At 60.3% G+C, this 13,838-nt stretch carries 11 protein-coding genes; 9 read left to right on the top strand and 2 right to left on the bottom strand.

Annotated features, from left to right (window positions below; genetic code table 11):
- The first annotated feature begins 195 nt into the window (after positions 1-195).
- From folE2 to TRM7615_RS04700, 4 genes are all read left to right on the top strand, one after another.
- Positions 196-1,299, top strand: a complete 1,104-nt coding sequence (gene folE2 / locus TRM7615_RS04715; RefSeq protein ID WP_108785748.1) for a GTP cyclohydrolase FolE2 — start codon at positions 196-198, stop codon at positions 1,297-1,299.
- A gap of 460 nt (positions 1,300-1,759) precedes the next feature.
- Entirely contained in the window at positions 1,760-2,254 is a 495-nt protein-coding gene (locus TRM7615_RS04710; RefSeq protein WP_108785747.1) for a hypothetical protein, read from the top strand.
- Positions 2,255-2,306: 52 nt separating this feature from the next.
- Positions 2,307-3,755, top strand: a complete 1,449-nt coding sequence (locus TRM7615_RS04705; protein ID WP_108785997.1) for a TrkH family potassium uptake protein — start codon at positions 2,307-2,309, stop codon at positions 3,753-3,755.
- Complete coding sequence (locus TRM7615_RS04700; RefSeq protein ID WP_108785746.1) at positions 3,755-5,329, top strand: thiamine pyrophosphate-binding protein; 1,575 nt, start codon at positions 3,755-3,757, stop codon at positions 5,327-5,329. Before TRM7615_RS04705 ends, TRM7615_RS04700 begins: the two co-directional genes overlap by 1 nt.
- A 93-nt stretch (positions 5,330-5,422) precedes the next feature.
- Here the strand turns inward: TRM7615_RS04700 and TRM7615_RS04695 are convergent, their stop codons facing one another.
- The gene (locus TRM7615_RS04695) at positions 5,423-7,168 is read right to left on the bottom strand and encodes a serine protease (RefSeq protein WP_108785745.1); all 1,746 of its coding nucleotides are present in this window, start codon (positions 7,166-7,168) and stop codon (positions 5,423-5,425) included.
- A 226-nt stretch (positions 7,169-7,394) separates the two neighbouring features.
- On the opposite strand from TRM7615_RS04695, the gene TRM7615_RS04690 reads away from it, so the two are divergent.
- Together TRM7615_RS04690 and TRM7615_RS04685 are read left to right on the top strand one after the other, a co-directional pair.
- Positions 7,395-8,327 carry a glycine--tRNA ligase subunit alpha gene (locus TRM7615_RS04690; RefSeq protein ID WP_108785744.1) on the top strand — a complete coding sequence of 311 codons (933 nt, stop codon included), beginning with the start codon at positions 7,395-7,397 and terminating at the stop codon, positions 8,325-8,327.
- A gap of 23 nt (positions 8,328-8,350) precedes the next feature.
- Positions 8,351-9,037 carry an FkbM family methyltransferase gene (locus tag TRM7615_RS04685; RefSeq protein WP_108785743.1) on the top strand — a complete coding sequence of 229 codons (687 nt, stop codon included), beginning with the start codon at positions 8,351-8,353 and terminating at the stop codon, positions 9,035-9,037.
- Between the two features lie 30 nt (positions 9,038-9,067).
- Here the strand turns inward: TRM7615_RS04685 and TRM7615_RS04680 are convergent, their stop codons facing one another.
- The gene (locus TRM7615_RS04680) at positions 9,068-9,700 is read right to left on the bottom strand and encodes a MarC family protein (RefSeq protein ID WP_108785742.1); all 633 of its coding nucleotides are present in this window, start codon (positions 9,698-9,700) and stop codon (positions 9,068-9,070) included.
- Between the two features lie 95 nt (positions 9,701-9,795).
- On the opposite strand from TRM7615_RS04680, the gene TRM7615_RS04675 reads away from it, so the two are divergent.
- From TRM7615_RS04675 to glyS, 3 genes are read left to right on the top strand one after another with little or no spacing between them, the layout of a single operon-like run.
- Entirely contained in the window at positions 9,796-10,320 is a 525-nt protein-coding gene (locus tag TRM7615_RS04675; protein ID WP_108785741.1) for a DUF6446 family protein, read from the top strand.
- A gap of 21 nt (positions 10,321-10,341) precedes the next feature.
- The gene (gene gltS / locus TRM7615_RS04670) at positions 10,342-11,553 is read left to right on the top strand and encodes a sodium/glutamate symporter (RefSeq protein WP_108785740.1); all 1,212 of its coding nucleotides are present in this window, start codon (positions 10,342-10,344) and stop codon (positions 11,551-11,553) included.
- A 9-nt stretch (positions 11,554-11,562) separates the two neighbouring features.
- Positions 11,563-13,791: a glycine--tRNA ligase subunit beta gene (glyS, locus tag TRM7615_RS04665; RefSeq protein ID WP_108785739.1), complete on the top strand. Its 2,229-nt coding sequence runs from the start codon at positions 11,563-11,565 to the stop codon at positions 13,789-13,791.
- Positions 13,792-13,838 lie beyond the last annotated feature (47 nt).

Below are 13,838 nucleotides of genomic sequence, written 5' to 3'. Positions count from 1 at the left end.
AAAATTAGTGAACGGTCATTAAATTTTCCGAAAGGTTACCTATTTGTCCCTCTACTGACGCTTTCTGATGAAAAACGACGAAAATTCCACGTTGCTTTTTTGTTTGGACTGCTAAATGACGCGAAAATGGGCTAGATGTTCAAATGGCCCGTGACCGCCCTTAGATGGGTGGGACCATGCAAAGGAACTGCGCAGATGAACTTTCATACTCGTGACCTGAACGAGACCCCTGACCGCGAAGACGCTGCTGCGGCGCTCGATGTTTTGCGCGCCTGGGCGAAAACTGCGAGTGAGGCGGAAATTTCACAGCTCGATCCCAGCGTGGCCCGGCTGGTTCCTGGCCTGGTGCCCGAGGACTATCCGACGTTGTCGCGGGAATACCCGGCTGATTTCACAGTCGACGCTGATTACAAAGCCGCGCTGCCCGACCTCCAAAACGGCCCTTCGAGCCTGATCCGTGGGGCTAAGCAGCAGATTCAGCATGTGGGGATTTCCAACTTTCGCCTGCCGATCCGGTTTCACCGCAAGGAAGGCGAGGATCTCACCCTGGAAACCTCGGTCACCGGCACCGTGAGCCTTGAGGCCGAGAAGAAGGGCATCAACATGTCCCGGATCATGCGCTCGTTTTACAAACACGCGGAACGGACGTTTTCATTCGAGGTGATCGAGGCGGCGCTGGATGACTACAAAAGCGATCTGGAAAGCTTTGATGCCCGTATTCAGATGCGGTTTTCCTATCCGGTGAAGGTTGAAAGCCTGCGCTCAGGCCTGTCTGGATATCAATACTACGACATCGCGCTGGAGTTGGTGGAACAGAACGGCGTGCGTCAGAAGATCATGCACCTGGACTATGTTTACTCGTCGACGTGTCCCTGTTCGCTGGAACTGAGCGAGCATGCGCGAATGAGTCGGGGCCAGCTGGCAACGCCACACTCGCAACGCTCGGTCGCGCGGGTTTCGGTGGTTGTGGATTGTGATGCTGACTGTTTGTGGTTCGAGGACCTGATCGCGCTATGCCGCCGGGCAGTGCCGACCGAGACGCAGGTCATGGTCAAGCGCGAAGACGAGCAGGCCTTTGCCGAATTGAATGCGGCCAACCCGATCTTTGTCGAAGACGCTGCGCGATCGTTCTGTGCCGAGCTGCTGGCGGACCATCACGTTGGCGATTTTCGGATCATCGCAAGCCACCAAGAAAGCCTGCACAGCCATGATGCGGTGTCGGTTCTGACCGAGGGGCCGACCTTTGCGGCCGACAGTCTGGACCCCAAACTGTTCAACACGCTGTTCCACGTCGGCTGAAGGCTAATCTCGAACCATCGTCTGATTGGAGGCGGGGCACTCCCGCCCGTCGTCGATGTCCCTTGCGGGACACCTACTCCCGTTGGGCCGGGCGCCGCGCTGATGCGCGGCGCAGTTGCGTTTGCGGCTGGCGGTTTTGACCCCTCATCTGGTTCCGGATCATGGGGCAATGGGCTGAGGTCGATCCGTATGCTCGGACATTTGCCCAAAAAACGGGAGCTCAAGCAGAAATCTGCCGCTATTTTGCAGTTGCGGCATAAATTTTGCTGCAAACGCGAAAAGACCTCTTATATTGAGACTGAAAGCATCACCTGCGCGGGGAACACGCTCCTTGCGGTCAGATGAACGGGGCCGTCATGCGAGACCCAAACAAGACCTATCTTGATCCCCTTGCAGGGCAGGGTGCGCCGTTGGCGACTGCTTTCGTTGATCTTTTCATTCTGACTTGGGACCCCCGAACATGACCCCATTTCTCTATCCAATTCATGCACAAACGGCAGCCATCCGCATGGCAGGCTATGCCCTGACCAAACAGATCGAGCTGTTTCAGGCGATGTCACGCCTGGCAACGCTGACGCCTGTGTCAACCGTTCCGGCCTCGCAGACCCCGGTGCCACAAGCAAAACCGGCTGCGAAACCTGCGGCGGCGCGCACGGCAGCCAAGGTTCAGGCCCCCAAGCCAACTCCGGCGAAGGCTGCCGCACCCAAACGTAAACCGGCTGAACGCACAAACGCGGCGACGGCCAAACCGGCCAAGGCCGCGCCGGTGGCCAAAACGGCCACGATCAAAGCGACCACCAAACCCACGAAGCCCACGGCCCCGGCCACCGTAGCGAAAGCCGCGACACCGGCCGTAAAGACGGTTGAGACAGCATCCACCACCTCGACGCGCGCGCGCCGTGCCCCGTCACGCCCGCCCAGCATGCCGCAGGCCAAGTCGCAATCTGACGACTAAGGCGTCGCCTTCGGCTTGACAGTCCATGGCGCGCAAGCCAACCCTGCGCGTCATGTTGGATATGCGCCCCGTTGGATATGTGATCGGACTCTTGGTTGCCATTCTGGGTGCGACCATGATGCTGCCGATGCTGGCCGACCTCGTCGAAGGGCGGGGCGAGTGGCACGTATTTCTGCAAAGCAGTGTGATCACCGTCCTTGTGGGCGGTTTGATCGCGCTCAGCTGCTCGAACGGTTTGCGCGAGGGGCTGACCATTCAGCAGACCTTCCTGCTCACCACCGGGGTTTGGGTGGCGCTGCCGATTTTTGGCGCGCTGCCGTTCATGTTCGGTGAGACCGAGCTGCGGTTTGTCGACGCCTTTTTCGAATCGATGTCGGGCCTGACGACGACAGGATCGACCGTCATTTCTGGCCTGGACCAATTGCCACGCGGGCTGCTGCTGTGGCGTGGGTTGCTGCAATGGCTGGGCGGGATCGGCATCATCGTTGTGGCGATGGTTTTCCTGCCCGAGCTGCGCGTTGGCGGTATGCAGATCTTCCGCTCGGAAGGGTTTGACACCTTTGGCAAGATCCTGCCGCGCGCGACCGAGATTTCGTCGCGGATTTCGGTGATCTACATCACGTTGACGATGACCTGCGCGCTGGCCTATGCGGCAGCGGGAATGAGCGCCTTTGACGCCTCGGTCCATGCGATGACCACCGTGGCGACGGGCGGATTTGCCAATTATGACGCCTCTTTCGGGGCATTTTCGGGTGCTTCAGAATATGTAGCCGTGATCTTCATGTTGCTGGCGGCTCTGCCCTTTGTGCGGTTTGTGCAGATCACCGCCGGGAGCGCACGCCCGCTGTTCGAGGATACCCAGATCCGCGCCTTCCTGGCCACGGCGCTGGTTCTGGTGCTGGTCCTGACCGTTTGGAACTTGGCTTATACCGGCGCCACCGGCGAACCAGCCGTGCGCAAGACGTTGTTCAACACTGTCTCGCTGATGACTGGTACAGGTTACGCCAGCGAGGACTACATGACCTGGGGCGGGTTTCCGGTGACGCTGTTGTTCTTTGTTGGGCTGATCGGGGGCTGTGCGGGCTCAACCGCCTGCTCGATCAAGATATTCCGATACCAGCTGCTTTTTGCGTCGATCAAGGCGCAGTTGCAGCGCATCCGCTCACCGCATGGGATATTCACCCCCCGCTATGCCGGGCGCCCTGTGGGGCCGGATGTTCTGAGTTCGGTGATGAGCTTCTTTGTCTTTTTCATCGTCACGATGGGGGCGGTGGCCTGGATGCTGGGGCTGACGGGCTTGGACCTGACAACATCTGTCTCGGGCGCGGCGGCGGCCTTGGCCAACATTGGACCTGGACTGGGGCAAGAGATTGGTCCGGCCGGTAATTTCGGTGGTCTCAACGACACGTCGAAATGGATATTGGTCGCCGCGATGCTGATCGGGCGGCTGGAACTGTTGGCGGTATACGCCATCCTCACCGTGCAATTTTGGAGAGCATGATGAAAAGACCGTTGGGTGCGCAGATTTCCCACATGTTGAAAGACCGCGGCGTGGACGTGATCTTTGGTATCCCGGGAGTGCATAACCAGGAGATGTATCGCGGCATCGAAGAGGCCGGGATCACCCATGTTCTGGCGCGCCACGAGCAGGGGGCAGGGTTCATGGCTGATGGCTATGCCCGGGCCAGTGGCAAGCCTGGTGTGGCCTATGTCATCACCGGACCGGGGTTGTGCAACATCATGACGCCGATGGGGCAGGCATACTCGGATTCCGTGTCGATGCTCGTGTTGTCGTCCTGCCTGGATGAAACGGCGGCCCGTAAGGGCCAGCTACACCAAATGAAGGACCAGGAGGGCGCGGCGGCGACCGTCTGTGATTGGTCTCATACGGCTCATACCGCGCAGGCGGCTTATGGCCTGATCGAACGCGCGTTTGAAGAATTCGAAACACAGCGCCCGCGACCCAAGCACATACAGGTGCCGATTGCACAGCTTGAAGCTGACGCCGAGCCTGCGCCGTTCCCGAACCAGTCGGCCCTGACACTCAAGGCCAAAGAGCCGGATATCGGGTCGGTGCTGTCTCTGCTGAACATTGCGCAGCGGCCACTGTTCATTCTGGGCGGCGGTGCCAAATCCAACCTCTGGCGGCAAGTTCTGACGCAGATCGGGGCGGCTTGTCTGACCACCTATGCCGGGCGCGGTATGGTGGGGGCGGGCTATGCGCTGGATTACGGGGCAGGGCTTGCGCGTCCCGGCAGTGCGGATGTGATTGCCTCTGCTGATCTTGTTGTGGCCATTGGGACTGAACTGGCCGAGGTCGATCTGTGGCGCGCGGATTTGGGACATACCGCGAACCTGGTTCGGGTCGACATCGACCCCAGCGTTCTGGCCGATCCTCAGCGCGCAGCCATCAAGCTTCAGATGGACGCGGAAAGTTTTGCCTATGCCCTGTGGGAGGCAACCGAGGCGGCAACACCCAAAACGGGTTGGAGCGCCGAAGAAGTCTCCGCAACCCGCACGCGGTGGCACGCCGAAACAGAAGCCGAGCGTCCCGGCATCATCCCGGTGGCAGATGCGCTGCGTGATGCGATGCCAACGGACACGATGATCTTTTCCGACATGACCCAATTTGCCTATGTGGCGAAAGAGGTCTGGGAAATGCATCGCCCCTATCATTGGCATCACCCGTATGGTTTCGGCACCCTGGGCTATGCCCTGCCAGCGGGCATTGGCGGGGCCGTGGCGCGGCGCGGGCAACCGACGGCGGTGATCATCGGGGACTATGGCCTCCATTACACGTTGCCCGAGTTGGGCGTTGCGGTGGAGCTGGGCCTGCCGCTGCCAATCATCTTGTGGGACAACGGCAAGCTCAAAGAGATCGAAGACAGTATGACGCGGGCCCAGATTGCGCCAAATGCGGTGATCGCGCGCAATCCGGATTTCTGCAAACTGGCCGAGGCCTTTGGCGCGCATTCCGCAGCGCCCAAGGATCTTGCCGAGATGCAGGCGGCGGTTCAGGCGGCGTTCACAGCCGATGGGCCGACGTTGATCTATCTGACACCGGACATCCTGTAACCGCTCCCGGTGCCACGCCCAACAAGAGGAGATGTTCCGCCAGGATCATCGACGATTGGCGGGAGCGCTTGCAGGCTCCCGCACCCCGTCCGTTCAGTTCCAGCAGCTTACCAGAACGGTCATGCCATTGGCGCGGCGTGACAGCTCATTCGGCGATACGCCCTGTGCACCATCGGCATCTGCGACACGCAGACCGGCGGCTTGCAGGACGTCACGCAGGGCCTGGGCATCGGCGGCAAAGCTGACGCCTCGGGGCAGTTGCTGACCCGATTGGGCCGCTGGCAACAGCATGCCCACAACCGAACCAGCCGGATCAAACACCGGGCCACCGGCGTCACCGGATTGCGCCGATAGTTCCAACCGGGACAGCTCGGTCTCTCCCCGCAGCCCCTTGACGTCCGACAGCTTGCCAAAGGTCAGGGTCGGGGCGCCCAAAACACCCTCGAAGCTGTAGCCAGCTACGGTCACGTCTGATTGAAGGCGCAGCGGTTCGACGCTGAGTTGGGCCACCTCCATCGGTGCCAGGGACTGTTGGGGCCGCAGCACTGCAACGCCCAAGCCAGCATCCGAACTGATCAGATCGGCGGTATAATCATTGTCCAGGGTGATCCGCGTGCAACCGTCGACGGCCTCCGAAACGGTCACCACGGTGCCCTTGCCATCCACAAAGAAACCGGAGCGTGAGACGCGGGGGCGGCGGACCTGCAGGCCCGAGATCAGGTCGATGGACTGTGCCGCATCGCCACCTGCGCCAGGATCCAATACGCCATCGGTGCGCGCAAAGCTTGCTTTCATCGCAGCCAGGACACGGGCGCGCCGCGCGTCGTCCCCTTCGGGCCAGATCAGGGTGAAGCCTTTGACCTCGCCATTCTTAAGCGCCGCCTCGGTGTAGGAAACGATGCCGTTTCCACGGCCCTCAAGTGTAAAGCGATCTTTCTTGCGCTCGCGTGGTCCTTCCAGGGGCACGATCTCGAGTGTTTGCATGATGTCATAGAGGCCAAAGAGCGTTGCCTGATCGCCGGGCTGGCTGATCAGCAGAACCCGCGCGCCCAGATCGGTCGCGCTGTCGAAATGCACAAACGGCGGCTCGTATCGCGAAAAGCGGACCACATCCAGCGGCAGATCCATGTCGATGCCGGCCGAGCGGTCACTATGAGCGCGCATTCCCGTGCTGATCAGAGGCTCGTTGTATTGATCCATCAGCGCCTTGCGCTGCTTGGTTGTCAGGGTGCCGGTCTGCTCGAACCCGTTGAACAGCTGCCATTCGCCCATCGACCGACGCGTGCCCGCGCCGAAGGCCCCGTCGATAGCGGCGCTGTAGAAACCCGCCGCCTGCAGTGCGATCTGCAGGTCCTTGCGTTCCTGCGCTGACAAAAGGCGCTCGCTGCGGCGCGCCTCGGCAGGGGTTTCATCCGCCGGTTCAGGTTGCACCACGGGTTCGGCGACCTGGGGCCGGTCATTGCCCAGAACCGGCGCCGCGACCACGCCCCGGTCAAGGATGTTGGCACCCACGGGCCAGTATTGCTGACCGAGGGCGTTGGATTGTGTCACAAAACTGTCCCGCGGGATCTGACGTTCGTTGCGATAGACGCGCAAGACACGCTCGGCATCTTCGGGTGCGTACGGGCCAAGGACAATTCCATACCAGTTGCCGCCCAGGGAAAACCCGTTCACATCCGGCAGGGCGTCCGCATAGATCTGCGCCCGTTGCTGAGCCACGCGCAGGCTGGGATGCGCTTCGATCTGGACCCAGACCACGTCGCCTCCGGCTTGCTGTGCGTGGGCGGGGTTCAGGGAAAATAGGATCGCGAAAATGAACGCGGTGAAGACTCTTATCATTGTCGGGTCTCTTGCCTTTGAAATCGGTATTCTGGAGGCAGCATAATCAGGAATTCAGTGCAAACGCCATGCCCCCGCAGGGGTGATGACAAAGGTGTGTCGATAACACGACAGGGCAAAGCGAATGCGGCTGGCACAAGTGGCGTTGACCCTTTGGGGTGGGCGGCATAGGAAAGAGCCAAGTTGAAAACCCCATGCGCTTGCACGCGCGCTGGAAGGGAATGCCATGACCGATCAGACCAACGCCCCGCGTTCGTTCCAGGAGATCATCCTGCGGCTCCAGACCTACTGGGCCTCAAAAGGGTGCGCGATCCTGCAGCCTTATGACATGGAAGTGGGCGCCGGTACCTTCCACCCCGCGACAACGCTGCGCGCGCTTGGGTCAAAGGCCTGGGCAGCGGCTTATGTGCAGCCCTCGCGCCGCCCGACTGATGGTCGTTACGGCGAAAACCCCAACCGGTTGCAGCACTACTATCAGTACCAGGTTCTGATCAAACCCAGCCCGCCGGATCTGCAAGAGCTTTATCTGGGTTCGCTTCAGGCGATCGGGATCGACATGAACCTGCACGACATCCGTTTTGTCGAGGATGACTGGGAAAGCCCGACACTGGGCGCCTGGGGTTTGGGTTGGGAGGTCTGGTGCGACGGGATGGAAGTCAGCCAGTTCACCTATTTCCAGCAGGTGGGCGGCCACGATTGCACGCCTGTATCCGGCGAGTTGACCTATGGCCTGGAGCGTCTGGCGATGTATGTCCTGGGCATCGACCATGTCATGGACATGCCGTTCAACGACCCGCAATCCCCCAGCCCGCTGACCTATGGCGACATCTTCAAACAGACCGAAGAGGAATACGCCCGCTGGAACTTTGATGTGGCAAACACCGAAGTACTGCTGCGTCACTTTGAAGAGGCCGAGGTCGAATGTGCCGCGATCCTGGCGCAAGAGCAAGACGATCCCAAGACCGGCAAGCGCATCGTGATGGCGCATCCCGCATATGATCAGTGCATCAAGGCCAGCCACATCTTCAACCTGCTGGACGCGCGCGGCGTGATCTCTGTCACCGAGCGTCAGGCCTATATTGGACGCGTCCGGGCGCTGGCCAAGCAATGCGCAGATGCGTTTGTCCAAACCGAAGCTGGAGGCTATGCTGCCGCCTAAAGGCAAGAGGCAGGGGCGACGGAATGGATCAGGCAACCCAGGAGGGCTATGAAGAAAAGCTGCGGAAACTGCGTCGCAAGCTGAAGCGGCACGTGCGAGATGCTCATAGTCAGGGGTTCATGTTGGGGGCGGCCGCCATGCTGCGCCCCGGGGATGTAGTTATCGACTGCGGTGCAAATGTGGGCGATGTGACCGCAGAACTCGCAGCGACCGGCGCAACGGTGCATTGCTTCGAGCCGGACCCCTATGCCTTTTCCATGCTGCACAACCGTTTCGCCGAAACGCCAAATGTCACCATGCACAACAAGGCAGTTGGGATCGAGGCCGGGACTATCGGTCTGATGCGGTCCGCCAGTTTCGACGATGATCCCAAAGGCAATTCGGTGATGAGTACGACCTTGCCGGGTGGCCGCGGCATGAGTGCCGAAGCCGATGGAGTGATCGACGTTGAGGTGATTGATTTTCCTGCGTTTCTTGATGGCCTGATCAAAGAGCATGGCGATATCGCTATGCTCAAGATGGACATTGAAGGTGCCGAATTGGACATCATCGAAGTGATGGACCAGCGCGCTTTGTTTGATCCGATCCGGGTTACTCTGGTTGAAACCCACGAACGCAAATTTCCAAATCTGCGTCCGCGGTTCCGCGCGCTCAAGTCCCGGGTGGCCGAGAAATACTCCACCAGCAAAGTGAACCTGGACTGGATTTGAACGAGGTCCGAACCTTTGGTCCGGCAGGCGTCAAGCCAGGCCCGGCAACAGGGACTTCAATCCCTGACTGATCATTCCGATTGCAATGGCGGCCAGGATCATGCCCATCAGGCGGCTCATGATCACGCGGGCCGTGCCAGAAAGGTGCTTGGCCAGCAGTGGTGCGTTCCAAAAGGTCAGCGCCAGCAACGCCACCATGCCTGCAAAGACACCTGCATAAGCGATCGCATGGGCGGTGTCCGTCACCTGGTGTGAATAGACGATCAGCGTCGTGATGGTTCCGGGACCGACAAGTATGGGAAAGGTCAGGGGATAAAAGGCAACGGTTTCCGGGGCAGGGTAGTTCGCCTTTTCGCTTTCGGTGCCGTGATGGGCGCTGCTTTCGTTCCCGCTCAGCATGTTCAGCGCCAGAAGCAGGACAACCAATCCCCCGGCCACACGAAAGTCGTCGACGCTGATACCAAAAAGGTGCAGCACTTGGCTGCCTGCGACTGCAAAACACCCCCCCAGGATCAGGCAGTAGAAGGCTGTCTTGATCGCAATCTTGCGTTGATCCGCTACAGATGCCTCTGCGGTGACGCTCAGAAAAATGGGCAGATTGCTGATCGGGTTCATGATCGCGAACAAGGCGCCGAAAAAGGTGACGATAAATGTGGTGTCCATGGTTGTCGCTGTCCTGTGACCTCTGTTACGACGACCCTGTCGTAAACACGGAGCACGCGAAAGAGGTGTTTCTCCGTATGAAGGAGATTTAATCTATGGCGGGCAAACTGCTGGTGATCGCTTTGCTTCTGTCGACCGTGGTTGCAGGGGCGGCGCTCTACTACCTCCAGATCTACGGGTTCTATTACACGGTCGAGGATCAGCCGGGCCGGGCCGTGCAGGTGATGGCGCAGGACACGCGCGAGGCGCAGCCGATCGCCTATACGGACTTCCAGGCGATCGACGCCGACAGCTCGCCAATCCGCTACCGCGCGTGCTTCAGCACCGATCTGTCGCTGGATGATCTGTCCGCGGCTTATGTCGAATCCGACAAGACAGAGCCGCGCGTGGCGCCGGATTGGTTCGATTGCTTCGATGCGCAGGCCATTGGTGCGGCGATCGGCGAAGGGCGCGCGCGCACCTATCTGGCGGCCAAGAACATCCATTTCGGCGTCGACCGGATCGTTGCGGTGACCGACGACGGCAAGGGCTATGTCTGGCACGAATTCAACGACTGCGGCGAAAAAGCATATGACGGCACCGTGGTCGGCGAGACCTGCCCGGAACGACCCACCAACTGATCCACAATCAGGAGGCCGCTCATGGTCGAAGCATACGTGATACCGGATTTTGTGACTGCAACGCTTGGCTTTGCGGTCTATCTGCTTGGGGCCGAGATCAACGGACGGGTCGCAGTGCTGAGGCAGTTCAACATCCCCGAGCCGGTGACAGGGGGGCTGTTGGCCTCGCTGGTGGTGCTGGGGCTCTATCTGGGGTTTGATCTGGAATTCGCGTTCGAAATGGCAACGCGGGATTTCCTGTTGGTGTTGTTCTTTGCAGGCATCGGCCTGAATGCGCGGCTGTCGGATCTGATCGCGGGGGGCAAGCCTCTGCTGCTGCTGCTTGTCCTGACGGTGGCGACCATCCTGATCCAGAATGTGATCGGCGCGGTGGGGGCCTCCTTCTTTGGCTACCCGTGGCAATCCGGTGTCCTCTTCGGCTCGGCCTCGCTGATTGGCGGGCATGGCACGGCCATCGCCTGGGCGCCCGAAGTTTCCAATGCGACCGGCTTGATCGGTGCCACCGAACTGGGTGTGGCCGTTGCGACCCTGGGGCTGGTGCTGGCCGCACTTGTGGGCGGTCCGGTGGCGAAATACCTGATCGAAACGCACAACCTGACCCCAAGCCGACCCGACGAAGGCCACACAATTGGCGTTCCTGACGGCGAAGCCCAAGACAAGAGGGCCATCGATCATGTCTCGGTCATGCGTGTTTTGTTGTTCCTGAACATCGCGATCATCCTGGGCTATGCCCTGTCCGAAGTGATCGAGGCCGCCGGGCTCAAACTCCCGCTCTTTGTGCCGTGCCTGATCATGGCCATCGTGATCGCCAACGTCCGCAGCGCATTCCGGCCCAATGCCAAACCCATCTCGCGCACGCCTGCGCTGGCGATGATCTCGGAATTCGCGCTTGGCGCGTTCCTTGCAATCTCGCTGATGACGCTGCAACTGTGGACCATTGCCGAACTTGGCGCTGTGATTGCCGTTGTGATGCTGGCGCAGACCACATTCACCGTGGCCTTTGTCATCTTTGTCCTCTTCCCCATCATGGGGCGCGGCTATCGCGCCGCTGTGCTGGCGGCGGGCTTCGGGGGCTTCGCCTTGGGGGCCACCCCAACCGCAATTGCGAATATGACCGCCGTGACCAAGCGATATGGCCCTTCGCCTATTGCCTTTATCGTGCTCCCCCTTGTATCCGCTTTCTTCGTGGATATCGCCAATGCCATCGTCATCCAGACGATTGTGAACTTCTAAGGACCGACCATGCCCGACCTGCTGATCGAACTGTTTTCCGAGGAAATCCCCGCGCGAATGCAAACCCGCGCTGGTGAGGATCTGAAAAAGCGCATCACCGATGGTTTGGTCGAGGCTGGTTTGACCTATGCCGGGGCCGCGGTGCTGACCACGCCACGCCGTCTGACGTTGACGGTGCAAGGCCTGCTGGCGGAAAGCCCGACAGTGCGCGAAGAGCGTAAAGGCCCCAAAGTAGGCGCGCCCGACAAAGCGATCGAGGGCTTCCTGCGTGGCGCGGGTGTCACCCGCGACCAGCTCGAAGAGCGCGACACGCCCAAGGGGGCCGTGTATTTCGCCACCATCGAAAAAGCTGGGCGCCCGGCGGCCGAGATCATTGCCGAGGTGCTGGACGGTACCATCCGCAACTTCCCCTGGCCGAAATCCATGCGCTGGGGCAGTGGTGCGATGCGGTGGGTGCGCCCACTGCATTCGATCCTGTGTATCCTGAGCGATGAGGCAGGCACCGAAGTGGTGCCGCTCACCGTTGAAGGCATCACATCCGGGGACACAACCGAGGGCCACCGCTTCATGGCGCCGGGCCGCTTTGCCGTCACCTCGTTCGAGGATTACGAGGCCAAGCTGAAACGCGCCTTTGTGGTGCTGAGCCCGTCCGAGCGCGCCGAACACATCTGGAACGACGCCACCAATCAGGCCTTTGCTGCCGGTCTGGAAGTTGTCGACGACAAGGGCCTGCTGGCCGAGGTTGCGGGCCTTGTGGAATGGCCCGTGGTGCTGATGGGCAAGATCGACGACGATTTTCTGGAATTACCGCCTGAGGTGCTGCAAACCTCGATGAAAGAGCACCAGAAGTTCTTCTCAGTCAAGAACCCCAAGACGGGCCGCATCGAGCGCTTCATCACTGTGGCCAACCGTGAAACCACGGATAACGGCGCGACCATTCTGGCGGGTAACCAAAAGGTTCTGTCGGCGCGTCTGGCCGATGCCAAGTTCTTCTGGGAGAACGACCTGCGCATTGCCAAGTCGGACATGAGTGTCTGGACCGGGTCGCTGGAAAACGTGACCTTCCACAACAAGCTGGGCGGCCAGGGCGACCGCATCCGTCGCATCGCCGCATTGGCACGCGCCTTGGCACCTGTCACCGGCGCAGACGTGGATCAGGCCGAGAAGGCCGCGAAGCTGGCCAAGGCCGACCTGAGTTCGGAAATGGTCTATGAATTCCCTGAGCTGCAGGGCCTGATGGGCCGCTACTACATCGAGGCCGCTGGTGAAGAGGCCGCCGTGGCCGCCGTGGCTGAAGAGCATTACTCGCCGCTTGGCCCGTCCGACGATGTGCCAACCACGCCTTTGTCAACGACTGTTGCACTGGCTGACAAGCTGGACACGCTGACTGGCTTCTGGGCGATAGACGAAAAACCCACGGGCTCGAAAGATCCCTTTGCACTGCGACGTGCTGCCTTGGGTGTGATCCGCCTGGTGCTTACCAACGATCTGCGGATGCCATTGAGCAAATCCATCGGCAGCCAACTGCTCAAGCACAAGATCCACGAAAACGGCCACGCGGAAAGCAAAGAGGTCGAAGCACTGGCTGATCTGTTGGACGAAATCGCGGATCACGGTGTGTTCGGTGCCGCGCTGAGAGTTGTGCGTGAGAAGTACACAGATGGTGAAAATGCTTTGTTGCACGCGGTTGGCGAGGCTCTGCCCAGCTTGTCTGACGATCTGCTGTCGTTCATCCACGACCGCCTCAAGGTCTTTCTCCGTGACGAAGGCATTCGCCACGACGTGATCGATGCCTGCATCGCGATGGAGGGCAACGATGACCTAAACCTGCTGGTCAAACGTGCCCGTGCCCTGAATGCCGTGATCGCGACCGAGGATGGCGAGAACCTGGTGCAGGGCTTCAAACGTGCCAACAACATCCTGACCCAGGCAGAGGAGAAGGATGGCGTCGAATACTCTTACGGTGCGGACCTGAAGTTTGCCGAGACGGATAGCGAAAAGGCGCTCTTTGCTGCGCTGAGCGAGGCCGAAGGCCAGATCGCTCCGGCGCTGGAGGCCGAGGATTTCCCGGCGGCGATGGCTGCGATGGCAGCATTGCGCGCGCCTGTGGATGCCTTTTTTGAAGAGGTGCAGGTCAACACTGACAACGATGTCCTGCGCCGCAACCGTCTGAACCTGCTCAGCCAGATCCGCACCATCTGTTCCAGCGTGGCGGACCTGACAAAGGTCGAAGGCTAAAGCCCTGGCAAGGGTCTGAATGCCTGTTTTTAAGGCGGCGAGACCCT

Origin of the sequence: Falsiruegeria mediterranea M17 (genome assembly GCF_900302455.1) — a bacterium.
GTDB lineage: Bacteria > Pseudomonadota > Alphaproteobacteria > Rhodobacterales > Rhodobacteraceae > Falsiruegeria > Falsiruegeria mediterranea.
The sequence above is the reverse complement of the archived record's forward strand: the minus strand, read 5'-3'. Positions and strand labels throughout refer to the sequence as shown.